General features: G+C 59.8%; 22 protein-coding genes and 1 pseudogene. 13 read left to right on the top strand and 10 right to left on the bottom strand.

The features are described from left to right. Positions 1-23: 23 nt before the first annotated feature. Positions 24-419 (bottom strand): glycine cleavage system protein GcvH, encoded by a 396-nt coding sequence (gene gcvH, locus MHM84_RS01915; protein WP_239261884.1) that lies wholly within the window; start codon positions 417-419, stop codon positions 24-26. A gap of 556 nt (positions 420-975) precedes the next feature. Between gcvH and MHM84_RS01910 the strand changes: the two genes are divergently transcribed. Next, entirely contained in the window at positions 976-2,355 is a 1,380-nt protein-coding gene (locus MHM84_RS01910) for a sodium:alanine symporter family protein (RefSeq protein ID WP_239261882.1), read from the top strand. A 37-nt stretch (positions 2,356-2,392) separates the two neighbouring features. After that, positions 2,393-3,505 (top strand): glycine cleavage system aminomethyltransferase GcvT, encoded by a 1,113-nt coding sequence (gene gcvT / locus MHM84_RS01905; protein WP_239261879.1) that lies wholly within the window; start codon positions 2,393-2,395, stop codon positions 3,503-3,505. A gap of 80 nt (positions 3,506-3,585) precedes the next feature. On the opposite strand, the gene MHM84_RS01900 is transcribed toward gcvT, so the two are convergent. The 3 genes and pseudogenes from MHM84_RS01900 to MHM84_RS01890 form a co-directional block, all read right to left on the bottom strand. Continuing rightward, complete coding sequence (locus tag MHM84_RS01900; protein WP_239261877.1) at positions 3,586-4,524, bottom strand: LysM peptidoglycan-binding domain-containing protein; 939 nt, start codon at positions 4,522-4,524, stop codon at positions 3,586-3,588. Further along, a pseudogene (locus MHM84_RS01895) lies at positions 4,470-5,340 on the bottom strand (acyltransferase). Before MHM84_RS01895 ends, MHM84_RS01900 begins: the two are co-directional and overlap by 55 nt. 104 nt (positions 5,341-5,444) lie before the next feature. Further along, positions 5,445-7,394: an acetoacetate--CoA ligase gene (locus MHM84_RS01890; RefSeq protein ID WP_239261875.1), complete on the bottom strand. Its 1,950-nt coding sequence runs from the start codon at positions 7,392-7,394 to the stop codon at positions 5,445-5,447. Positions 7,395-7,769: 375 nt separating this feature from the next. Here MHM84_RS01890 and MHM84_RS01885 point away from each other — a divergent pair, with 375 nt between their 5' ends. Continuing rightward, positions 7,770-9,107, top strand: a complete 1,338-nt coding sequence (locus MHM84_RS01885) for an MFS transporter (protein ID WP_239261873.1) — start codon at positions 7,770-7,772, stop codon at positions 9,105-9,107. A gap of 12 nt (positions 9,108-9,119) precedes the next feature. Here MHM84_RS01885 and MHM84_RS01880 read toward each other — a convergent pair whose 3' ends face one another. From MHM84_RS01880 to MHM84_RS01870, 3 genes are all read right to left on the bottom strand, one after another. Then, positions 9,120-9,887, bottom strand: coding sequence for a DUF1338 family protein (locus MHM84_RS01880; RefSeq protein WP_239261871.1), 768 nt, complete (start codon positions 9,885-9,887; stop codon positions 9,120-9,122). 227 nt (positions 9,888-10,114) lie between these two features. After that, positions 10,115-10,390: a GrxA family glutaredoxin gene (locus tag MHM84_RS01875; RefSeq protein ID WP_239261869.1), complete on the bottom strand. Its 276-nt coding sequence runs from the start codon at positions 10,388-10,390 to the stop codon at positions 10,115-10,117. Between the two features lie 146 nt (positions 10,391-10,536). Then, a complete protein-coding gene (locus MHM84_RS01870) occupies positions 10,537-11,358 on the bottom strand; it encodes an inositol monophosphatase family protein (RefSeq protein WP_239261867.1) in 822 nt (273 codons plus the stop codon). Between the two features lie 125 nt (positions 11,359-11,483). On the opposite strand from MHM84_RS01870, the gene hybE reads away from it, so the two are divergent. Next, positions 11,484-11,921: a [NiFe]-hydrogenase assembly chaperone HybE gene (hybE, locus tag MHM84_RS01865; protein WP_239261865.1), complete on the top strand. Its 438-nt coding sequence runs from the start codon at positions 11,484-11,486 to the stop codon at positions 11,919-11,921. Between the two features lie 37 nt (positions 11,922-11,958). Beyond that, entirely contained in the window at positions 11,959-12,741 is a 783-nt protein-coding gene (locus MHM84_RS01860) for a 3-hydroxybutyrate dehydrogenase (RefSeq protein ID WP_239261863.1), read from the top strand. A 10-nt stretch (positions 12,742-12,751) separates the two neighbouring features. On the opposite strand, the gene MHM84_RS01855 is transcribed toward MHM84_RS01860, so the two are convergent. Further along, positions 12,752-13,291 carry a response regulator transcription factor gene (locus MHM84_RS01855; protein ID WP_239263779.1) on the bottom strand — a complete coding sequence of 180 codons (540 nt, stop codon included), beginning with the start codon at positions 13,289-13,291 and terminating at the stop codon, positions 12,752-12,754. Positions 13,292-13,322: 31 nt separating this feature from the next. Further along, positions 13,323-14,600 carry an ATP-binding protein gene (locus MHM84_RS01850; RefSeq protein WP_239261860.1) on the bottom strand — a complete coding sequence of 426 codons (1,278 nt, stop codon included), beginning with the start codon at positions 14,598-14,600 and terminating at the stop codon, positions 13,323-13,325. A gap of 385 nt (positions 14,601-14,985) precedes the next feature. Between MHM84_RS01850 and MHM84_RS01845 the strand changes: the two genes are divergently transcribed. The 4 genes from MHM84_RS01845 to MHM84_RS01830 all read left to right on the top strand — a co-directional run bounded on the left by MHM84_RS01845 (position 14,986) and on the right by MHM84_RS01830 (position 18,717). Continuing rightward, a complete protein-coding gene (locus tag MHM84_RS01845; RefSeq protein ID WP_239261858.1) occupies positions 14,986-15,561 on the top strand; it encodes a hypothetical protein in 576 nt (191 codons plus the stop codon). 186 nt (positions 15,562-15,747) lie between these two features. Continuing rightward, positions 15,748-17,337 (top strand): peptide chain release factor 3, encoded by a 1,590-nt coding sequence (locus MHM84_RS01840; protein ID WP_239261856.1) that lies wholly within the window; start codon positions 15,748-15,750, stop codon positions 17,335-17,337. Positions 17,338-17,439: 102 nt separating this feature from the next. After that, on the top strand, positions 17,440-17,916 hold the full coding sequence (gene mscL, locus MHM84_RS01835) for a large conductance mechanosensitive channel protein MscL (RefSeq protein ID WP_239261854.1): 477 nt from the start codon (positions 17,440-17,442) through the stop codon (positions 17,914-17,916). A gap of 27 nt (positions 17,917-17,943) precedes the next feature. Next, positions 17,944-18,717, top strand: coding sequence for a TatD family hydrolase (locus tag MHM84_RS01830; RefSeq protein WP_239261852.1), 774 nt, complete (start codon positions 17,944-17,946; stop codon positions 18,715-18,717). Here MHM84_RS01830 and MHM84_RS01825 read toward each other — a convergent pair. After that, a complete protein-coding gene (locus tag MHM84_RS01825; protein WP_239261850.1) occupies positions 18,714-19,772 on the bottom strand; it encodes a folate-binding protein in 1,059 nt (352 codons plus the stop codon). The two genes, MHM84_RS01830 and MHM84_RS01825, sit on opposite strands and share 4 nt — an antisense overlap. Before the next feature lie 144 nt (positions 19,773-19,916). Here MHM84_RS01825 and MHM84_RS01820 point away from each other — a divergent pair, with 144 nt between their 5' ends. From MHM84_RS01820 to MHM84_RS01805, 4 genes are all read left to right on the top strand, one after another. Beyond that, positions 19,917-20,108, top strand: a complete 192-nt coding sequence (locus tag MHM84_RS01820; RefSeq protein WP_239261848.1) for a hypothetical protein — start codon at positions 19,917-19,919, stop codon at positions 20,106-20,108. Positions 20,109-20,129: 21 nt separating this feature from the next. Further along, positions 20,130-20,534, top strand: coding sequence for an OsmC family protein (locus tag MHM84_RS01815; protein WP_239261846.1), 405 nt, complete (start codon positions 20,130-20,132; stop codon positions 20,532-20,534). Between the two features lie 39 nt (positions 20,535-20,573). Beyond that, positions 20,574-22,604, top strand: a complete 2,031-nt coding sequence (uvrB, locus tag MHM84_RS01810) for an excinuclease ABC subunit UvrB (protein WP_239261844.1) — start codon at positions 20,574-20,576, stop codon at positions 22,602-22,604. Between the two features lie 363 nt (positions 22,605-22,967). Continuing rightward, complete coding sequence (locus tag MHM84_RS01805) at positions 22,968-24,110, top strand: branched-chain amino acid ABC transporter substrate-binding protein (protein ID WP_239261842.1); 1,143 nt, start codon at positions 22,968-22,970, stop codon at positions 24,108-24,110. The last annotated feature ends 8 nt before the right edge of the window (positions 24,111-24,118 follow it).

Raw genomic sequence — 24,118 nt, 5'->3', positions numbered from 1 at the left:
AGTGGCGTCTTTCGCAGGAGACGTCAGTCTTCTTCGGCTTCGGCGATCTGGGCGTAAGCATCCGCATCGAGCAGATCGTCGAGTGCCGTATCATCGGCCAGTTTCAGCTTGGCGAGCCACCCATCTTCGTATGGCGACTCGTTGACGGTCTCCGGAGCGTCTTCCAGGCTTTCGTTGACTTCGACGATCTCGCCTGACAGCGGCGCATAGAGGTCGGAAGCGGCCTTGACCGACTCGATGACACCGAATTCCTCGCCGGCATCGAGTTCGCGGCCGACTTCGGGAAGCTCGACGAAGACGACGTCGCCCAAGGCTTCCTGAGCATGATCGGTGATGCCGATGGTGACTGTGCCGTCGCCATTGTCCAGCACCCATTCGTGGCTTTTGGTGTAGCGAAGGTTATCGGGAATGGAGCTCATCTTGTTTTCCTATACGAGAAGGGGTTCCTGTTGGCGGGAATCGTACCGTCATGCGTGGATGGTTACGAGTCTCGTAGGGTTGTCCAAATAAGTTTTTACTGCAATACGACCTGACCGTGACTATAGCGTGGCCAGCTTTCGCACGAGCGTCCAGCCGCACTCATCGAACGACTCTCCGCCTGCCGCCTCCTATGCCTGATCTTCCGAGGCGAAACCTTTGCCTGTGTATGCATAGCGCACACGGGCAGGTTGTCTAGACTGAATTTGGCCGGTAATGTAACCATGTTTCTTATTGGAAACAAGTTTCTTCGATGGGGCGACCCGAGAATACGTCCCTGCGAAAACAAGAGAATGGTAATTTCGGCCTTGCCGACTAAAGTCCCAAGTTTCCTCTGCCATCAATACATAAGGCAAAAATTTCCTACATAACGCTGGGTCTCGGTGGCGGTATTCGCTAAGGTAAGCGGGTTCGCAAGAAGCGGGTCGCTTCTCCGTCATGTCAAGGGCTTACGGTGCGCCGTGCCCATAACAACAAGCGAAACATTGGAGTATTCACGTGGAAACGTTGACAAGCATTCTATCCGCCATCGAAGGGGTCGTTTGGGGGCCCCTGATGCTCTTGCTGCTGCTTGGAGTGGGGCTGTATCTCCAGATGGGCCTGAAGGCCATGCCTATCCGCAAGCTTGGCATGGGGTTCAGGCTATTGTGGCAGGGGCGTACAACGGCCGAGGGGGATGAGAAGGAGGGCGAGGTATCGCCTTTCAATGCCCTGATGACGTCGCTCTCCGCCACGATCGGGACCGGCAATATCGCCGGGGTCGCCACGGCGATCTTCCTGGGCGGTCCAGGTGCGGTGTTCTGGATGTGGATCACTGCCCTGGTGGGTATGGCGACCAAGTTCGCGGAGGCCGTGCTGGCCGTTCGCTATCGCGAAATCGACGAGGCGGGAGATCACGTAGGCGGGCCGATGTATTACATCCGCAATGGCCTGGGGCGCAAGTGGGCCTGGTTGGGTGGCTTGTTCGCCTTCTTCGGTGCAGTGGCCGCGTTCGGTATCGGTAATACCGTTCAATCCAATTCGGTAGCCGATGGGCTCAATGAGTCGTTGAGTCTGCCACCCTGGCTGACCGGTATCGTGATCATGCTGCTGGCCGGTGCCGTCATTCTGGGCGGGATCAAGCGCATCGCCAAGGTGGCGGGCAAGCTCGTACCGCTAATGGCCGTCGCCTATATTATTTGCGGCCTCCTGATCCTGATCATCAATGCCGACCAGATCGGTTCGGCACTCGGGTTGATCTTCGGGCATGCGTTTTCACCGGCATCCGCCGTGGGCGGTTTTGCCGGGGCCGCGGTCGCCAAGGCGATCCAGTTCGGCGTGGCGCGTGGCGTGTTCTCCAACGAGGCAGGGTTGGGCAGCGCCCCGATCGCTCACGCCGCCGCACAGACCAAGAACCCGGTTCGTCAAGGCCTGGTCGCGATGCTCGGTACCTTCATCGACACGATCATCGTCTGCTCGATCACGGCACTGGCGATCCTGACCACCAGCGACTGGACGTCGGGCGAGACCGGGGCGGCACTGACCAGCATGGCCTTCGACAACACGCTGCCGGGCGTAGGCCAGTATGTCGTTTCCTTTGCGTTGGCCGTGTTTGCCTTTACGACGATTCTCGGTTGGGCCTTCTATGGCGAAAAATGCTTCGAATATCTGTTCGGCGTACGCTCGATCAAGCTCTATCGCGTAGTCTATATTCTTGCCATTTTTGCGGGTGCGGTGGCTCCTCTGGATTTCGTCTGGCTGATGGCCAGCGTGTTCAATGCGCTGATGGCCATCCCCAACCTGATCGCCCTGGCCTTGCTGTCGCCGGTCGTGTTCAAGCTGACCAAGGATTATTTCGAGGGCAAGACCGTGCTACCGGGTGAAGACCTGGGGCGCTGAGCCGCCGGTATTAGCGAACGTTGACGAGGAGCGACCAATGTACGAACTTGGCAAAACCCCGCTGCACGATCTGCATCTGGAGCTGGGTGCAAAGATGGTCGAATTTGCCGGTTACTCGATGCCGGTGCAGTACCCGCTTGGGGTCAAGAAGGAGCATGAGCATACCCGCTCTGCCTGTGGGCTCTTCGATGTCTCGCACATGGGCCAGATCGTAGTGAGTGGCCCCGAGCCCGCCCAAGCGCTGGAGGCGTTGGTATGCACCGACATTGTGGGGCTGCGTGAGGGAATGCAGCGTTATACCCTGTTCACCGGCACCGAAGGTGGGATTCTCGACGATCTCATGGTGGTCAATGCAGGCGATCACCTCTATCTCGTGGTCAATGCGGCCACCAAGGCGCAGGACATTGCCCACTTGCGTATGGGGTTGGGAACCGAGTACCGGGTCGAGGAACTCGACCGCGGCCTGTTGGCGTTGCAGGGGCCGAGAGCCGCCGACGTAATGGCCCGGTTATGTCCCGAAGCCTGCAATTTGACCTTCATGCAGCATGGGCAGTATGACGTGGCGGGCATCCCGGTATGGATCAGTCGCAGCGGGTATACCGGTGAGGATGGCTTCGAAATCTCGGTGGCGGCGCAGGAGTGCGAGGCGCTCGCCCGGCGTCTCCTGGACGAGCCCGAAGTCGAGGCGATCGGCCTCGGCGCCCGCGATTCGTTACGCCTGGAGGCCGGCCTATGCCTGTACGGCCACGATATCGATCAGACCACCACACCCGTGGAAGCCGGCCTGACCTGGGTGGTCAGCAAGACACGTCGCTATGGCGGCGAACGCGAAGGAGGCTTCCTCGGGGCGGATATCATTCTTCACCGAATCCAGGTCAAGGATCATCAGCGCAAACGTGTGGGCCTGCTCGGAGAAGGACGTGCGCCGGTGCGTGAAGGTGCCGAGCTCTACAGCGAAGACGACAGGCATATCGGGACGGTGACCTCCGGCGGCTTCGGACCGTCGGTCGGCAAGCCCGTGGCGATGGGTTATGTGGCGATCGATGACGCCGAGGTCGGTAATGTCGTTTATGCCGAAGTGCGCGGTAAACGCTTGCCAATGACGGTTAGCAAGATGCCTTTCGTCGAGCCAGGCTATTATCGAGGCTAGTCGTATTATACCGTTATCTTTCCCAAGCCAAAGCCGTCTCCAAGGAGGCGGCTTTTCATTTGGTGACCGGCTAGCGGATATCAGCGCAATACCTTGCGGGGGTCGATGGGCTTTCCGCCGTGTCGCACGTCGAAGAGCAAGTCATAACGCTCGGTGGCGGAGCTGTAGCTCACCGTGCAGACTGCCGTTCCCATGGGGACCGTCTGGCCCTCCTTGACCTTCAGGTCGTCGCACAAGGCATACACGCTCTGAAGATTGCCGGAGTGATGAATGATGACCACATTGCCCAGATGGCGCATGCTACTGGCGAAGCTCACCTTACCGTTCGCCACGCTCTTGGCTTGGCTGCCGCTATGCGTACTCAGCAGCATGGGTTGCAGGCTGCCACGACTGTCCTTGCCGAACTGACGTACGACACGATAGTCGTCGAGCGGCCAGGACCAATCTTTTTGCTGGCTCGGCAAGGGGCCGGGGTCGGGTATCCTGGCTGGTTTGGCGGCTGGAACTGCGGGTTTTGGCTTTGGCTTGGGCGAAGTGGAGCGGCTTGCGACACGGCTGGTATTGCCGCGCAGAGGCACCTGTAGCAGATACCCCACTTTCAGTGCATTGGGATTGATCGAGCGATTGGCGTTTTGGATCCTTCCCGAGGTCGTCCCGAAGTGTCTGGCAATGCTCGAATAGGTATCGCCGGGGCGTACCTGGTATCGATAAGGACCGCCCGAGGGAGCGCGCTCCTGCTGGGTCGGTATCATGATTCGCTGGCCGATGGCCAGCTTATGCGGGTCGACGCCTGGATTGAAGCGCATCAGGCGCACGAGCGGTATATCGGCACGTCTGGCAATGGCGCCCAGCGTGTCGCCACGCTGGATCGTGACCCAGTTCCCGGCAAGCGTGGCAGGGCTGCGCCAGGTGGTCGAGCCTACCGGTGTGGCGCAGCCGCTCAGCAGCAGGCAAAGCAAAAAGATCAGTGCAATGAGTCCAGGAAGCGATCTTTGTCCTGCCACAAGGCGTTGAGCCATTTCTGGAAACGTTCCTTATACTGCGGATCCTGATGATAGTCACCACCGTGCATCCAGCTCGGTAGGTCGAGGCGTCGAGCATACAGGCACGGCGGCTTCCCGTCCGCAGAGAAAATCCCAGAAACTGGGGCATTCGCGCGTATAACCCAGTGTGACATCGAGGACGCCACTGAGCTGTCTTCCCAGCAGGCTGACGACTTGGGCCGTGCCGCCGGCCTTGGGGCGCAGCAGGTGGCGATAAGGGCTATTCTGCCTGCGTTGCTTGGTGGGGGTGAAGCGCGTCCCTTCAACGAAGTTGTAGATTGCCATGGGCATCTGCTGGGCGCGTTCGCACAAGCGTTCGGTTGCCTGCCTGTCGCGTGTGGCCAACGCGGGATTGCGCTCTAGGGCATCGCGTTTGTAGCGTCGCATGAACGGAAACTCTAGCGCCCACCACGCCAGGCCGATCACCGGTACCCAGATCAGCTCACGCTTGAGAAAGAAGCGCGGCATTGGGATGCGGCGGTGCAAGGCCATCTGCAGCAGGAAGATATCGGTCCAACTGCGATGGTTGGCAACCACCAGCCACCATTGGTGAGGCGACAGTCCCTGCGGGAGGTGAATGTCCAGGCGCGGTTTGAGCCAGCGCCGCATCCACCATAGATTGGTCCCGATCCAGGCCAGGGCAATACGGTTCAGGCCCCCGAGCAGGCGTAGACGTAGCCGGCGCGTTGGGGTGACGAGTTTCAACAAGGTGAGGGCGTACAGAGGAACGGCCCAGAACAGGGTGCTGAGCACCAGTAGCAGAATGCTCACGATCCCCTTGAGGGTCGACATGTCATGCTCCTTCAATGACGTGGCGACATGCTACTGGATGCGGGTAAGGCTGCCCAGTCTTGATGTTTGCCCCTCGTGTTGATAGCAGCGAGAGGCGTGACGGATCACTGATGCAGTTCGGTAAGGTTCTCGTAGAGCTTGAGTGCTTCGGGGTTGGCAAGCGCATCCTGGTTCTTGACCGGCCGCCCGTGGACGATGTTGCGCACGGCCAGCTCGACGATCTTGCCTGACAGTGTGCGAGGAATATCGCTGACCTGGATGATCTTCGCTGGCACGTGTCTAGGACTGGTGTTGATGCGAATCGTGCGCCGTATCTCGTCGCGCAGGGCCTCGTCGAGTTCGATACCCGGCTGTAGACGTACGAACAGGATGACGCGAATGTCGTCGCCCCACTCCTGGCCGATGCATAGCGACTCGAGGACGCCTTCGACTTTTTCCACCTGGCGATAGATCTCGGCGGTACCGATGCGCACGCCGCCCGGGTTGAGCACGGCATCCGAGCGACCATGAATGATCAGGCCGTCTTCGGCTGTGATCTCGGCGTAGTCGCCGTGGGCCCAAATCCCCGGAAATGTCGAGAAATAAGCTTCTCGGTAGCGTTCCCCATCCGGATCGTTCCAGAACCCGATGGGCATCGAGGGAAACGGGCGGGTACAAACCAGCTCGCCCTTTGCCTCGCGCAGTGATTTGCCGTCGTCGTCGAAGACATCCACCGCCATGCCCAGGCCACGGCATTGCAGTTGTCCGCGGTAGACCGGACGAATCGGGCAGCCCAAGGCGAAACAGGAGACGATATCGGTGCCGCCCGAGATCGAGGCCAGCAACAGGTTGGGCCCGATGTCGCGGTAGACGTAATCGAAGGATTCGTGGGCCAGAGCCGAGCCTGTGGAAAGCACGGCACGCAGGCGGGAAAGATCGTGGCTGCGGCCGGGTTTGAGGCCTTCCTTTTCACAAGCGGCAATGTACTTGGCGCTCGTGCCGAAGACGCTGATACCTTCGCGTTCGGCCAGCGACCACAGTACGTCGGGTGTGGGAGCGAAAGGTGAACCGTCGAACAGCACCAGTGTCGAGCCGCTGGCCAGGCCGGAAACCAGCCAGTTCCACATCATCCAACCGCAAGTGGTGTAGTAGAAAAGCACGTCGTGGGAACGTAAATCGGTATGCAGGCGATGTTCCTTGAGATGCTGCAACAGCGTGCCGCCAGCCGAATGGACAATGCACTTCGGGGCACCGGTCGTTCCCGACGAGTAAAGTATGTAGAGCGGATGGTCGAAGGGCTGGGGCTCGAATTCGATCTCGCTGGCGTTGTTGTTGAGGTAGTCGTGCCAGGCAACGGCCTTGTCGATGCCGTGAGTATGGGCTTCGTCATGCAGGAAAGGGAATATCACCACTTGATTCAGCGACTCGATGGCGCCACTGATCTTGGCAATGCGGTCGTGGGTGTCGATGGGCTTGCCGTTCCAGGTATAGCCATCGGTGGCAATCAGCACCTTGGGCTGGATCTGACCGAAACGGTCGAGCACGCCATTGAAGCCGAAATCCGGCGAGCAACTCGACCATACGGCGCCCAGGCTGGCCGTAGCGAGCATGGCGATAACGGCATGCTCACTGTTGGGCACGAATCCGGCGACACGGTCGCCGGCGGTAATGCCGCTGGCGCGCAGGGCGTGCGCTAGCTTGGCGACCTGATCGTACAGTTCGGCAAAGCTGATCTGTTGGCGTCTTCCACGTTCGTCGCAAGCGATCAGGGCCGGATGGTCGTCACGTCGGCGCAGCAGGTTGGCGGCGAAATTGAGCTTGGCATGCGGAAACCAGCGCGCTCCCGGCATGGCATCGGGGCGCTCGAGTAGCGTATCGCCCTGGGTATCGGCCAGCACGCCGCTCTCTTCCCAGACGAGTCGCCAGAACGTTTCCAGGTTGTCCACGCTCCACGCATGGAGTGACGCATAATCGCTTAGCTCGGCATCATGCTCGCGATTGATGCGTTGCATGAGGGCATGCATCTGTGTGGCTTCGATCTCGGACTGGGAAGGTTGCCAGAGCGGTTGCGACATGCTGTCCCTCCTGCGTTATTGATTGTGTGGCCAAGTCAGGGTGATGCGCTGCAAAACGCGTCCATTTAAATCTACCCAGAGCATAATTGCCACGGACGAGAGCACGCTTCCTCCCTTCGTCTAATGAATGCTCATGCTGAGAATGATGAAAAACTGAGCATTTCGTAACAGAGCAACGGTTCATCAATGTTACGCGGGAATTGCGCAGCAGCCTTGCACAGCCTTATCCACAGTTTCTGTGCATAAGCGGAATAGCTGTGAAATTTTCTTACCAAATTTTGAGAGGCGCTTTGGGGGAGAGTAGACTTTCCTATGTATGCCGGCCAGTGAGCCGGCGATTGCATTTTTATGCTTGGTAAAGAGGGAGACGAAGCCTTGCGCGGCTTGCCTGCAACACTGCCGATCCTTTTCGTATGCGAAATCAGCTTTTTGCTCGGCCATGGCCTGATCATGACCCTGCTTGGGGTACGCATGTCCCTCGAGGGGTTCCCGTCGCAAATGGCGGGTTTATTGATGTCGAGTTTCTCGCTCGGGTTCGTGTTGGGCAGCTATTTCATCGAGAAGCGCATCCGTTCGGTCGGCCACATTCGGGTCTTCGCCGCTTGTGCTGCCATGCTGGCAGTGACCGCCATGCTGCATGGCTTGTGGATCAATCCCTGGGCATGGTTGGTTTGGCGTGTCGCCGGTGGTGCATCCACGGCGGGGCTGCTGATGGTCATGGAGTCTTGGGTGTCCGGCGAGTCCAATAACGAGAACCGGGGCAAAGTGCTGGCCTGGTACATGATCATCTCGACCCTGTCCCTGGCGGGGGGGCAATGGATGCTCAACCTGGCCGACCCGGGTACGGCCGTACTCTTTTCGGTGTCGGGCATACTTTTCGCACTGGCGCTGGTGCCACTATCCATCCATCGTATTCCTGGCCCGTCCCAGGGCAGTCACGACGTGGCCCACAAGATCAAGCTCAGCGAACTTTTCAAACGCGCACCGGTTGGATTGGTGGGGGCGTTTACCGCCGGTCTCATGGCACAGGCATTCTTCGCCATGACCCCCTACTTTGGCCAGGAAATCGGCCTGACGACCCGCGAAACCTCTCAGTTCATGGCGATTACCACCATGGTTGCGCTGGTCGCCCAATGGACGTTGGGACGTGTCTCGGATCGCATCGATCGTCGCAAGGTGATCCTTTTCATGGCCGTGGTAATGGCCGCGACAGGCAGCGTGATTTCCGTGGCGGCCGCCTACAGCTATCTGGCGTTGCTCATCGTGGCATGCCTGCATACCGCCATGTTGCATACCCTGTATTCCTTGAGCCTGGCGCATACCCATGATTGGCTGGAACCGTCGGAGATCATTGCGGCGAATGCCAAGCTGATGATTTGGTATGGCGTTGGCTCGATCATCGGCCCATTCAGCGCATCCTTGGTCATGCAAGCGGTCGGGCCGGAAGGGCTATGGCTGTTTTTGGGTGCCGCTGCCCTGGCCTTGGGCATGTTCGTGCTCGTGAGGCTGTTTGGTCGTCGAGGTTGGGAGCCCGAAGTGGAACAGGAGCCTTTGGCGCCCATGCCGCTGGTCGAGACATCGCACTATCTGAACGAGCTCGACCAACAGCGCTACGAAATGCAGCAACTGGAGCTGGATTTCGAGCGTTTCAGCGAACCCGAGGAGCAGGGCGCGTTGAGTGGGGCCGATGCTGGGATGACTGATAAGGCTTGATAGGCAACGACGTCAGGCGATTTCACAACGGGTATGCTGAGGTAGCAATAACTCGACGGCACGCTCCTGATCGTTGGTCAGGCATTTCTGTACCAGGGCGACGCCTCCCACGGCGATACGATGCTCGTCGCCCTCGGCAAAGGGGAGTCGCCGCAGGCAGGTCGGGTAAAAGCGATAGCTCAAAAGGGGAGATACCGGAAAAATCCCGTGTTGGCGATCGGCGCTCCCTACGAAACCGGCCTGCTGCATGGCGTGGTCGAGCGACTGAAGATCGCTACCCGCTCTGTGGCAATCGAAGCCGGCATGGTGCACACGAGGCCCCATCACCGAGAGCCAAGCCGCCAGTGGGTTCGATTGCTTCAAATGCTGGTAGGTCGCCCAGTCGGGCATCGGCCAGGGGCGTCCTCGGCAGAACAGATTCTGTCCACGGCAATCCTGAGGATGGGCGCGGTCGATGAGGCTCTCGAGTCGCTGACGTGGCAGGCGTGTGAGCGTGCTGGGCTGGAACTCGGCCAACACCAGCCAGGCACTGTCATCGGGAGGCGCCAGCAGCGTAACCAGTAACCCCCGATCCGCCATGGCATAGCTTTGCATGCGGCGAAAGCCGAAATGATATAGCGTCGGAGACAGGACCTCGGTACTGAAAGGGCCATGATTGAGCGTTACCAGCACCAGGTATTCGGTATGTCGCGTAATTGGCCCGAGCTGAGTGCCACCAAGCTCCGGGTGCAGATGGATGTAATCCAGCCAGAGCTGCTGCAGGAACTCTTCACGTTGCATGTCGGTGGCCTCCTGGCGAGTGGCTTTGCTCCCTTCATGCAGTATAGGCATAGCTCGCCGGTGAGCATTCAACGTTAGAGGCGTAACGAAAAAAGCTCAGTAACCACCTGATGGTCAAACATGAAGCGAACGGCCGGCGGTTGGGCATCAACGAAGGCGCCGGCCCCTGGGGCCGGCGCCTTCACATGCAAGGTCGTCTTGGAGGCTGTCGACCTAATCGCAGGGTATCAGCTCGCTGCCGATTCGGGCATTAGCGAATTGTCGCGTACGTACTGGTCGAATTCGGTGAAGCCGCCGATGTGCGTTTGGTCGACGAAAATCTGCGGCACGGTCTCTACCGGCTTGCCGATCGTCTTTTCCATGTCGGCCTTGGTAATGCCTTCTTCATGGATGTCGATATAGCGATAGCTGAAGTCGTCACGTGCTTCGCTCAGCTTCTCGGCGAGGTCCTTGGCGCGAACGCAAAAGGGGCAGCCTGGGCGTCCAAAGATAACTGTCAACATAACGGTCTCCTGATGTGAATGAGCGTCGATAGGAAAAAGGCTAAATGGGTGCCATTATTTCTTATCGTGCTACGCGAGGCCAATAGAGACTGCCTACACGGTTTATGATGCCCGCCTATCGTAGGCTGTATGGTTGCCGTTGGGTGCTAATCGTAGTGGAACCGCTCTTCGTCGGCCCTGATCAGCAACTCTTTCATATCTTTATAGATATCGGAGGCTGCTGCGAGGATATGCTCGCTATAGAGCTCGTCCGGTATAGTGTCGGGAACGGGGTAAAGATGGCCGGTGCGTGCCCCCGCTTCGCGGGCGATCAGCATGCCGGCGGCACTATCCCAAGGCGAGACGCTTTCATAGTAAGCCTCCAGGCGCCCACAGGCGACATTGCACAGATCCAGGGCGGCCGAGCCGCAGCGACGCATGTCCTGGCAATTTTCCATGACGGCAGCGAGACGTCGCAACAAGGGCGCTCGACTTTCACGGCGATAGGGAAAGCCGGTGGCGACCAAGCTTTTCTCCAGGGACGATGCCGTGCTGGCGCGAATCTGACGGTCGTTGAGCCGGGCGCCTTCGCCACGCAGGGCGGTAAAGGTTTCTTCTAGAAAGGGCGCATGTACCACGCCGACATGCACCTTTCCATCCCGGGCCCAGGCAATGGAAACGGCCACGTGCGGCAGGCCCTGAGCAAAGTTGACGGTGCCATCGATGGGGTCGACGACCCACAAGGGCCCTTTGCGCTCCATGCTCTCCTTCTCGGGGGTCAACTCTTCGGTCAGCCTGGGCTCGCCCGGGAAATTCCGCTCGAGCTGATCGGCAATGAACTGGTCCACTGCCACGTCGACGTCGGTCACCAGTTCTGCATTTTTCTTGTAACGCCGATCGAAATTACTTTGTGCCCTGGCGTCCTGAATCATTCGCCCTGCCTGCTCTGCAATGTCGGTCGCAATGGCAAGCCGCTCGGCATCCCGCATCCTGGCCTCCTGGCGGAAATGAACGTGAGTTTCCCAGTCTAGCATTCATGATTGGTGCGGTGCGGAAACATTCCCGGTCAAGCCTCTATAATGCAGGCGATGCTTGAGCAGGACAGGGGAAAAACATGCAGGCGTTAGGTGGCGAAGATTATCAGCGACTCGAGCGGTTGGCGCGGGAATGGCTGAAAGAGCACGCCTTGGAATACAAGACAGCCGAGAGAAGGAACCCGTCGTTGGGTGTGGATGCATTATGCTTCCAGGCGATGGGAGATGATCTGATTGGTGTGCTGGTTACACCCGTAGCGCTGTCGCTGGTGGTGTTGCCGGCCCGCAGCCAAGATTCGCTAGGAGACGATACGGTAAACGCCGATCGTCGAATCGTCACCTTGCCCAGCGGGCGGTACGCTTTCATGCCGGTGTCCCTCGCTGCAGGAAGAGAACGCCTGTGGTGTTGTGAGCTGCTCGATGACATGTCGGCCTTGCATGGGCCGGACGAGGCCAGCCGGCTGGCTCAGCGAGTCATGCAGCGCGTAATGTCGCCTGCCGAAGGTCCACAAGAGTGACCATCGGTAGTTTCCGGATTCTCAAGGAGCTGAAGATATGAGTGCGAACCCCAACCCCAACCCCGGTTCTCCGCGTGTCGCACTGGTGACGGGCACGTCGAGCGGCATTGGCGCAGCAGTGGTCGAAACGCTATGCGATTTAGGCCATCAGGTTCTCGCCGTGGACTTCAATCCAGCGGGAAAAAGCGTAGCCGAAGCGTCCGGGGCGGTATTCTTTCAGGCCGACCTGACCGATGCCGAGGCGTGCCGGGCAGCAGTGGGCGATGCCATCAAGCGCTTCGGCCATGTGGATATCCTCGTCAACAACGCAGGTGTCCAGCATGTCGAAAGCATCGAGTCCTTTCCGGAAGCCAAGTGGCGGCAAATCATCGACCTGATGCTCACGGCTCCCTTCCTGCTGACCCAGGCGGCCTGGCCCTACATGCGCGAAGGACAATGGGGGCGCATCATCAATATCGCCTCGGTACATGCCCAGGTCGCTTCGCCCGGCAAGGCCGCCTACATCAGCGCCAAGCATGGCCTGATTGGCCTGACCAAGACAGCGGCGCTGGAAGGGGGGGAACATGGCATTACCGCCAACGCATTATGTCCGGCCTACGTGCACACGCCGCTGGTCGATAATCAGATAACCGATCAGGCACGCATGCATGGCATGAGCGAACGCGAGGTCATCGAGAAGGTCATGCTCAAGAACGCCGCCGTCAAGCGGCTGATCGATCCTTCCGAGGTGGCCGCGTTGGTGGCCTACCTGGCTTCCGACCAGGCAGGCGCTGTGACGGGGTCCAGCTGGAACATCGACCTGGGCTGGACTGCGCAGTGAGAGACTCCCGCTAGCGACGCACCGGGCGCTTCTGGAGCTTGCGCTGGAGTGTCCGGCGATGCATGCCCAGTGCCCGGGCTGTGGCGGAAATATTGCCATCGTGTTCCTGCAGAATCTTCTGGATATGCTCCCAGGTGACCCGGTTGATGGATGGCGGGTTGTCGGCGATGTCGATGTCCGGGTCGCCGCTATCCCGGTCCAGGGCGGTGACGATCTCGTCGGCGTCGACCGGCTTGCAGAGGTAATTGACGGCGCCCAGCTTGATGGCTTCCACCGCCGTGGCGATGCTCGAATAGCCGGTCAGCACGATCACCCTGCAGTCCGGGGCGATGGCCAGCAGCTCCGGCAACAGTTTCAGGCCCGACGAGTGTTCCAGCTTGAGATCCAGCGTGGCCAGGTCCGGCGGGGTTTGGCGTACCAGTGCCAAGGCCGTCTCGGCGTCGTGGGCGACATTGACCTCATAGCCACGGCGCGTGAGCGCGCGCTGCATGACGTGGCAGAACATTTCGTCGTCGTCGACGATGAGCAGGCGTTCGTTGCTATCCATGATAATCCTCTTTTCGAGCTGCGCACCCGCTGGGCTATAACGCTTGCCCGGGGGCGGCGCGGGGCAGCTTGACCTCGGTTAGTGTGCCGCCTTCTTCGTGATTGTAAAGACTCACGCCACCACCGAAGCGGTTGATGGTGGCATGGGTCAGGAACAGACCGATTCCCATGCCCTTGCTCTTGGTCGAGACGAAGGTATCGCCCAGCTGATCGGCAATGGACATGGCCACACCCGGACCATGATCGCGGATGTCGATGATCACTTCGTCGCTTTTCCAGTCGAGGCAGATGAGTATGTCTTCGGGATTGGCGTCGGCGGCGTTGTTGAGCAGATTCATCAGCGCCTGCTCCAATGTGGTATCCACGGCCAGCCAGGGAGTGCCGCGCTTGCCGAGCACCTCGATGGCGTGAGTCACGTCGGGCCTGAGTACCAGCCAACGCTGGACGAGCTGCTCGAGCCACTCCTGGGCGGGACGAATCTCGGGCTCGGCGAGGCGGCGGCGATCGGCATTCGCGACCAAGTGCTGAAGGCGAGACTTGCAGGTATCGACCTGTTGGCGAAGCAGGTCGATGTCCGCTTCGAGGGTCGGGTTATCTTCGGCATCCTGACGCATTTCCTTGAGCAGAACCGCCATGGTCGAGAGCGGTGTGCCCAGCTCGTGAGCGGTGCCTGCCGCCTGGGTCGCCACGGCGAGGACCTGCTCGTTGCGCAGAGCCGCTTCCCGGGTGCGTGACAAGGTCATGTCTCGACGGCGCAGAGCGTGTGCCATTTTGTAGATGAAGAATGTGACCAGGCCGGCAGACAGGCCGAAATTGATCCACATGCCGAGCACGTGCAGGCTGATGCCCGGGCCGACCAACCCATGACTCAGTTGTGGAACCGGCTGATAAAAGAGCATCAGGAAGGTATAGCCGGCCATGGCGGCGCTGGCCACGATCCAGGCATACAGCCAAGGCAAGGTGGCAGCGGCAATAGTCACGGGAACCAGATAGTAAGTGATGAAAGGGTTGGTCGAGCCGCCGGTATAGTAGAAAAGCAGGGTCAGACCGGCAATGTCTGCCATCAGATGCAGCAGATACTCGGTGTCGGTAACCGCACGGGGCCGGCCAAGACGCCACCAGGTGGCGATGTTGATCAGCCCCATGGCGACGATCACGCTGATGACCGGAATCACGCGTAATTGAAAGCCAAGCACCTCGATCCCGAAGATGATTGCACCGAGATAGCCCGTCCAGGTGATGCCGCGGACGAAGGTCAGGCGAACCAGGTTGCGATTGGGGGTGGACAGCGGCAGCGGTAACGGCTGATGCATGATGGCTCCGGCTGGGTGGCTGGCGCCATGATAACCCATCTGCTGCGTTTTTTTGCTTGAGAACAGACCCCAGCTACTGCGTTTCTTCGCATGATCGTAGGATGACTGCGCGTAGCGTGACGGATTGTGAGAGCGGTCATTTCGCTATGCTACCGTTGAACCGCGGCGTGCTGTCTCGACAGTGTAAGCTGCGTGAAAAGCCGGGGGTTGGCACTACGAGCCTGCAGGTATATATCGGTTATATACCGTCTTGTCAGCCAGTGGAAAGCGGCGTGGCAAAGAGCGCTATCATCGAGGTGTTATCGAGAGCTATCGCAACAAAAGCACGACACAAGTTCATGGACGAGGCTAACGAACGAGAAGAAGAAAACGGAAGGAGTGGAATATGCTTACTCATAAGCAGCGCACTCTATTAATCGCCTCGGCATGGCTGATGGCGCTGACTGCCGCCCCCTATGCTACCCTCGTCATCTACCAGTACGGAGATTACGATCCTGACGGCTTCCTGGCCGGACCGGGGGTCTTCGCATCGGGAATCGTCCTGTTCACCGCCGCAATTCTCGTTCTGACGCTGCTTGTCACAAAACTCAGCAGTGAACTGGATGACATTGAAAAGGCATCTCGTCTCGCATCGCCAACCTCTACTGCGCACAATCGACGGCAGCGTGACAGCTTGTTGCCAGAAGGACGCGATAGCGGGTTACGGCTATTGAGAATGGCCAAGGACAGCCCGATCAAGGGCAAGGTCGCCGCGAAGGCCATCATACTGTCGATAAACGGACAGCAGCCGGCCTCGGCGGCCGAAGCCAACGAGGCACTTAAACACGGAGACAACCGGGTCGAGTGGGCCGATAACAAGGGCAACGTGCACTCCACCACGTTCTATTGCCAGAAGCACGATCTCAAAGCCCAGTTCGAGCAAATCACTAGAGTAAGGGAGTCGACACGGTCGTCAGGCTAAGCTGCGCTCGAGCATGCTGTCCGAGTGCCGGCAGTGAGGTTTTGGCCGTGCCATTCACCGGCGCTTCGGCGTTAACCCTACACTACGTCGAGCCCAGCGATTACAATCCTCGCCAGAACACACATCCTCCAACTGGGCGCTCTCATTACGAGTGCCAGTCTGAGTACAAATTAGCGACATAGCTCAATGCCAGATAGCCAGTTAGCCCATAATGCCGGGCTTCGCCGTACTTTCGCCATTATCTCGCACCCCGACGCCGGTAAGACCACGATTACCGAGAAGCTGCTGCTGTTCGGAAACGCCATCCAGCTGGCCGGCTCGGTCAAGGGCAAGCGCAACGAGCGCCATGCCACGTCCGACTGGATGAAGATGGAGCAGGAACGCGGCATTTCGGTGACCACCTCGGTCATGCAGTTTCCCTATGGCGGGCGTATCGTCAATCTGCTGGACACCCCGGGGCACGAGGACTTTTCTGAAGATACCTACCGTACCCTGACGGCCGTCGACTCGGCGCTGATGGTCATTGACGGCGCCAAGGGGGTCGAGGATCGCACCATCAAGCTGATGGAGGTCTGCCGCCTGCGTACCACGCCGATCCTGACCTTCATCAACAAGATGGACCGTGACATTCGCGATCCCATCGAAGTCATGGATGAGGTGGAAACGGTGCTCAACATCCAGTGTGCGCCGATGACCTGGCCGATCGGCATGGGGCGCCACTTCCGGGGAGTCTATCATCTCTATAACGACGTGATTCACCTGTACAAGCAGGGGCAGGGCAATCGCATCCCCGACGATGTACGTATCGAGGGGCTCGATAGTGCCGAGGTCGACGAGGTGCTGGGGGCCGACCAGGCCGAGGAGCTGCGCATGGAAGTCGAGCTGGTGCGTGGCGCCTCGCATGAGTTCGACCTCGAGGCATATCGGCGCGGCGAGCTGACACCCGTCTATTTCGGCACCGCCATGGGCAATTTCGGCGTGCGCGAGATGCTCGATGGCTTCGTCGAGTATGCGCCGGCTCCACAGCCGCGCGAGACCGATACGCGTGAAGTGAGCGCCGAGGACGGAACCTTCAGCGGCTTCGTGTTCAAGATCCAGGCCAACATGGATCCCAAGCATCGCGATCGCGTGGCGTTCCTGCGCGTCTGTTCCGGCAAGTACGACAAGAACATGAAGATGCGGCACGTACGGATCGGCAAGGACGTCAAGATCGCCGACGCACTGACCTTCATGGCTTCCGATCGGGCGCATGTCGAGGAAGCCTGGCCCGGCGACATCATCGGTTTGCACAACCACGGCACCATTCAGATCGGCGATACCTTCACGGTCGGCGAGGACATGCGCTTTACCGGTATCCCGCACTTCGCGCCGGAGCTGTTCAAGCGGGTACGCCTGCGTGATCCGCTGAAAATGAAGCAGTTGCAGAAAGGCCTGCAGCAGCTGTCCGAGGAAGGCGCCACCCAGGTCTTCATGCCGCTGGACAACAATGACCTGATCGTCGGTGCCGTCGGTGCGCTGCAGTTCGACGTGGTCGCCCATCGTCTCAAGGAAGAGTACAAGGTGGATTGCATCTACGAAGCGGTCAATGTCCAGACGGCACGCTGGGTCTACTGCGACGACGCCAAGAAGCTCGATGAATTTCGGCGCAAGGCGAGTACCAACCTGGCGCTGGATGGCGGTGGCTACCTGACCTACCTGGCGCCGACCCGGGTCAATCTGCAGATGACACAGGAGCGCTGGCCGGAAGTGCGATTCAATGCCACTCGTGAGCATTGATGCGACTCCAAGGCAGACAGCCAGCAGGCACCGAGAGCCGACTTTACAGCGCTATCGGGAATGTGGATTCTTGAAGGCGAGCCAGATCAAGGAGCGATATGCATGGCCACGAAGTTTCTCAAGGAGTTTCGCGAGTTCGCAGTCAAGGGCAACGTGGTCGACATGGCGGTGGGGATCATCATCGGCGCCGCTTTTACCGCCATCGTCAACAGCCTGGTCAAGGACGTCTTCACGCCCTTGATCGGCTTGGCAACCGGGGGCCTGAACTTCACCAACCAGTTCCTGGTGCTACGTGAAGGCAGTGGACCAGGCCCCTACAATACGCTGGCGCAGGCCCAGGCCGATGGGGCGGTGACACTCAACTATGGGCTCTTTCTGAATGCCACCCTGTCCTTCGTCATCGTCGCCTTTGCCACCTTCCTGTTGATCCGTAACATCAATCGCCTGAAGAATCTCGCTCAAGCCCCCGAAACGGCGACGGCGCCGACCATCAAGACCTGCCCTTACTGCATCAGCAAGATTCCCATTCCCGCCACGCGTTGTCCGGCATGTACCTCGGAACTGCCTGGCGACAGTTGACCATCGATTACAGGAGCCATCGCACGGATGCTGATCGACGCTCATTGCCATCTCGATTTCGAGGCCTTCGACGAGGATCGCAAGGCCATGTTCTCACGCGCCCACGAAGCCGGGGTCGAGCATTTTCTGGTGCCCGGGACGACACGCCGGCGTTGGCCAGACGTCATCGATGTCGCCCAGCGCAGCGACGTCAGCCTGAGCCTGGGGCTACACCCCTATTTCATGCACGAACACGGGACCGAGGACATCGAAGCGCTCGAACGGGCGCTGGACGACCATCCCGAGGTGATCGCGCTGGGCGAGTGCGGGATCGATGCGCGCTTCGAGGACACCCTCGACGATCAATGGGCCCTGTTCGAGGAACAACTGCGCATTGCCAAGGCGCGTCGTCTGCCTGTGGTGATTCACTGTGTGCATGCCAACGACAAAGTGTCCAAGCGCCTGCGTCAGCTGGATCTGCCGGCCGGCGGCCTGATCCATGCTTTCGCAGGCAGCCCCGAGCAGGCTGGCAAGTTCATCGATCTGGGCTTCGTGGTCGGCCTGGGCGGCGCCACCACTTACGAACGGGCCAAGCGTGTGCACCGTGCCGTCGCGGCACTGCCGGATCACGGCTTCGTTCTGGAGACGGACAGTCCCGACATGCCGTTATGTGGCTTCCAGGGGCAGCGCAATGAGCCAGCACGAATCGCCATGGTCTGCCGCCAAGTCGCGGAATTGCGGGGGCAGACCGACGAGGAAGTGGCCGAACATACCACCGCCAATGTGCAAAGAGTGTTCGGCATAACGCCTCACGCCAGCTAGCCTGCCTGCCCGTTGCTGGCAAGATTCTCAGGGTCGACTCGCTCCAGCGGATAGGGCAGCTTGAGCCGTTTCAGGTGTTGGTCGAGGACCGTCAACGGTTCGGCCAGATCGTCGCGGGTGGTCATTACGGCGAGAATTTCGACTTCGCCGTAGCCGTCGATTTCCGCACTCACCACCTCGCCCTGACTCTTGCCCTCGGCATCGAGTATGGGAGTGCCGATGTCGGGCAGGGTGGCGCCGTCGAGCTGGCCTCGCACCAAGCGTTTCTTGACCTGTCCGCGAAAATGGGCTCGGGCGACGACTTCCTGGCCCGTATAGCAGCCTTTCTTGAAGCTGATGCCGCCCAAGGCTTCCCAGTTGATCATCTGTGGCAAGTAGGTGTCTTGATGAGCGGCGTTCAGCCAGACGAGGCCGGCCTGAATGTCATGCAACTGCCACACGGCATTGCCGACCGGGATGGCATGCTTCGCCAGTGTGTCCCATACGGCACCGGCCTCGTCTTGAGGCAGGCATAACAGTAAGCGCGGCTTATGGCCCGGATGGCGCAGAACGACACGTTCGCCGTGATTGACCTGTTGCCAGGTCGTGGGTGGGCGCAGGTCCATACGCGTCTCGACCAGGGCAGGTGCGTCACGTCCAATCAGACCGAGCAACACGATATCGTCGCGTGGCGTGATGTCCGCTTTATAGAATGCGGCGAATTTTGCCAGGTGATTGCGCAGAGGGTCGATCAGGTCGCGATCGATCAGCAACCAGTAACGCCCCTCCTCGACACGCAGTAGCTGCGCGTTGGCCAGCATGCGCCCCTTCGGCGTGCAGAATGCGGTCGGGGCGGCGAAATCTCCATTGGCCAGGCTGAGTTGGGCGCTGGTCTGTCCCTGCAGGAAGCGCTCGGCGTCGGCGCCTGCCAGTTGCAGGATGCCCATATGGACCAACGGCGTGATCACGGTGTCGTCATGGGCGTGACGGGCCTGGTCCGAATCGCCGAAATCGACATGTCGATCGTCGGAGAAGTGGGCGCCAAGTCGTTGAAGGTAGGCTTTCCAGTCGGACATGAGGACTCCGTTGCGACACGATGTTCAGTATCCACGGTATGAGGGCTGAGACCCTGAAATGCAAGCCGGCGTTGGCCGTGTTGGGGCGATACGATGACGGCGTGCTAGACTTCGCTCCGATAGTGTCCAGATTAGGAGCGCCCGATGAGCCATATCTCGCTGACTTTCGAAGGCGTCGACGACGCCGAGAAGATCAATCAGCTGACGACAGCGCTGATGATGGTGGATGGTGTGGAAAGTGCCGAGGTGGGGCGCCACGGGGCCGATGTCGAGGGGCGCGTTAGCCGAGAGGCGTTGATGGCAGCCGTTGCGAAGCTTGGCGTCAAGGTCCGCTGAGTCTGCCGACAGGAGGTCGTCATGACCATCGTAGTCACCAGTGAAGGGCGTGAGGGGCTTCGTCATCGTATCGAAGTCGAGGGATTCGAGGACATGTTTGCCGATGGCCCTGGCCTCATCGGCGGCAGTGACAGCGCACCGGATCCACACGATTATCTGGACATGGCGCTTGGCGCCTGCAAGGCCATTACCGCGCGGATGTATGCGCGACGCAAAGAGTGGCCGCTGGAAGGCGTCAGGGTCAGCGTCATTCGTGACGACAGCCAGGAGCGTCGCGGCATCTACCGGTTAATGGTCAGCATGGATTTTCTCGGCATCGACGATGCCGAGCAACGTGCCCGGCTGCTGGAAATTGCCGAGCGTTGCCCTATCCAGCGCCTGATGACCGTGTCGCAGGTCGAGGTCAATACCGAACTGTCGGCGTGAGCGCTTGAACTTTTCCGAGACCGGGCCCATCTCAGGCACATGAACAGACCATTCCGAATTCACTCGAAGTATCGTCCCGCGGGGGACCAGCCAGCCGCCATCGATGGGTTGGTCAAGGGCATCGAAGCGGGGCTGGCCCATCAGACCCTGCTCGGCGTGACCGGGTCGGGCAAGACCTTCACCATGGCCAATGTGGTCGAGCGTCTACAGCGTCCGGCCATCGTGATGGCGCCCAACAAGACGCTGGCCGCGCAGCTGTACGGCGAATTCAAGTCGTTCCTGCCCGACAATGCCGTCGAGTACTTCGTCTCGTATTACGATTACTACCAGCCTGAAGCCTATGTGCCGTCGTCGGACACCTTCATCGAGAAGGATGCATCGATCAACGACCATATCGAGCAGATGCGCCTGTCGGCCACCAAGGCGTTGCTGGAGCGTCGCGATGCCTTGATCGTCGCCTCGGTGTCGGCGATCTACGGCCTGGGCGACCCCGAGCTGTATCTGAAGATGCGTCTGCACTTCAATCGCGGCGAGTTGATCGATCAGCGCAGCTTTCTGCGGCGCCTCGCCGAGCTGCAGTACACGCGCAACGACATGGACTTCCGCCGCGGCACCTATCGTGTGCGTGGCGACGTGATCGATATCTACCCGGCGGATGCCGAAGACGAGGCGGTGCGTGTCGAGCTTTTCGATGACGAGATCGATTCGATTCGCCTGTTCGATCCGCTGACCGGCGAGATGCGCGGTCAGGTGCCGCGCATGACCATCTACCCCAAGAGTCACTACGTCACGCCGCGCGAAACTATCGTGCAGGCCACGGAAAACATCAAGGCCGAGCTTATCGAGCGACTCGACTGGTTGCGCAAGCATGACAAGCTGGTAGAGGCCCAGCGTCTCGAGCAGCGCACGCTTTACGATATCGAGATGATGCTCGAGTTGGGGTACTGCAACGGTATCGAGAACTACTCGCGTTATCTCTCGGGGCGCAAGCCCGGCGAGCCGCCGCCGACGTTCTTCGACTACCTGCCGGCCGATTCGCTGTTGTTCATCGACGAGTCCCACGTCAGCGTTCCCCAAGTGGGGGGGATGTACAAGGGCGACCGCTCGCGCAAGGAAACGCTGGTGGAATATGGCTTCCGGCTGCCCTCGGCGCTTGACAATCGACCCATGACCTTCGAGGAATGGGAGCGTATCTGTCCGCAAACGGTTTTCGTCTCGGCGACACCGGGTAAGTACGAGGCCGAACATGCCGGCCAAGTGGTCGAGCAGGTGGTGCGTCCCACCGGGTTGCTGGATCCCGAAGTCGAGGTGCGTCCGGCCTCGACGCAGGTGGATGACTTGTTGTCCGAGATTCGCCTGCGCACCGAGGTGGGCGAACGTGTGCTGGTTACGACGCTGACCAAGCGTATGGCCGAGGACCTGACGGAATACTTCGACGAACACGATATACGGGTACGCTATCTGCATTCCGATATCGATACCGTCGAGCGTGTCGAGATCATTCGCGACCTGCGCCTGGGCAAGTTCGATGTCCTGGTGGGCATCAACCTGCTTCGCGAGGGTCTGGATATTCCCGAGGTGTCGTTGGTGGCCATCCTCGATGCCGATAAGGAGGGTTTCCTGCGTGCCGAGCGCTCCTTGATTCAGACGATCGGGCGTGCGGCGCGCAACGCCCGCGGCAAGGCGATCCTTTATGGTGACCGGATCACCGATTCGATGCGCAAGGCGATCGACGAGACCGAACGGCGCCGTGCCAAGCAGATTGCCCACAACGAGGCGCATGGCATTACGCCGACGACGGTGACCCGTTCGGTGGCCGACATCATGGAAGGGGCCCAGGCTCCCGGCAAGAAGGGCAGCCGCCGCAAGAGCGAGCGCAAGGTGGCCGAGGCACAAGGCGAATATACGCTGGACGATCTCAAGGCCATGTCGGTGCCCGACATTACCCGGGAGATCGGCAAGTTGGAGGATGCCATGCACGAGGCGGCACACAATCTGGAGTTCGAAGAGGCCGCCCGGTTGCGTGATCGAGTGCATACGCTCAATGCACGCCTCATCGAACTGAAGTAATTCCCTCCGTTTCCTCCTGACATCCGGCCGCGCCTTGGTCATTGGCGCGATTGGCCGGGTGCATCCTGTCTTGCTGCGCTGTTTGTCTCGCACCGGATGATCCTCTGCCATGGCATTTAAAAAGCGTTTATCTGTCGCCTTTTGGTGGGGAAGGGCGCATTACTGCTGTGCTTGTTTTTGGTGTCAGTGTTTTTTCTTTCGAAACGGAACTCGGCTGGTTCTTGTTTCCGTCAAAGCGCCGGGAAATGGCGAAATGGCAGGCTTTTGCGCGCTTTACAGTACCTGACGCGGCTGCCAATAATAGGCTCGAACGACCGCTTGAAAGCGGTGGCTTTCCAACATAACAACGAGATGGAAACCCGTATGAAGAACACGATGCGCAAGTCGCTGTTGGCCGTGGCCATTGGCGCAGGGATGACCAGCCTTACCGCACAGGCGGAGATTACCATTGGGCTCGCCGGGCCCGTGACTGGACCGGTCGCCCAATACGGTGACATGCAGTTCATTGGGGCCGAAATGGCCATCGAGCGGATCAATGCCCAGGGCGGCGTGAACGGTGAGATGCTCAAGGGCGTGAAATACGACGATGCCTGCGAGCCGAAGCAGGCGGTCGCCGTCGCTAACCAAATCGTCAACGATGGCGTCCAGTTCGTCGTCGGTCACCTGTGTTCGAGCGCCACCCAGCCGGCTTCCGACATCTATGCCGAAGAAGGCATCCTGATGATTACGCCGGCCTCGACCAGCCCCACCATCACCGAAGCGGGTTACGAGACCGTGTTCCGCACCATCGGCCGCGACGATGCCCAGGGGCCGGTTGCCGGACGCTTCATTGCCGAGCACATCAAGCCCGAGCGCATGGCGATCATTCATGACAAGCAGCAATACGGCGAAGGTGTGGCGACGGCGGTGCGCGATACCGTCGAGGAGGCCGGTGTCGACGTGGTGGTCTTCGAAGGGATCACGGCGGGGCAGCAGAACTACTCGTCGCTGGTGTCCAAGCTCAGTCGCGAGAATGTCGATTTCGTCTATTACGGCGGTTATCACCCGGAGCTGGGCCTGATCTTGCGCCAAGCCAAGGAACTCGGCTTCGACGCCCAGTTCATGGGGCCGGAAGGCGTCGGCAATCCGGACATTTCCAAGATCGCCGGCGAGGCCTCCGAGGGGCTGCTGGTGACATTGCCCCAGGCCTTCGAGACCGATCCCAAGAACGCCGACCTAGTGGCAGCCTTCGAAGCCAAGAACCAGGATCCCTCCGGTCCTTTCGTGATGCCGGCCTACACCGCGGTCCAGTTGATGGCCGAAGGCATGCAGGCGACGGAATCCACCGACCCCTTCGAAGTCGCCGAATACCTGCATCAGAACACCTTCGATACGCCGATTGGCGAGGTCAAGTACGACGAAAGCGGTGACCTCGAAGAGTTCAACTTCGTCGTCTACAACTGGCACGCCGATGGCAGCAAGACCAAGGCCCAAACCGGCGAGTCTCAGTCCGATTCCGCCCAGTAACGTCCACG

The sequence above is a fragment of the Halomonas sp. McH1-25 genome, assembly GCF_022348165.1.
GTDB lineage: Bacteria > Pseudomonadota > Gammaproteobacteria > Pseudomonadales > Halomonadaceae > Modicisalibacter.
The sequence above is the reverse complement of the archived record's forward strand: the minus strand, read 5'-3'. Positions and strand labels throughout refer to the sequence as shown.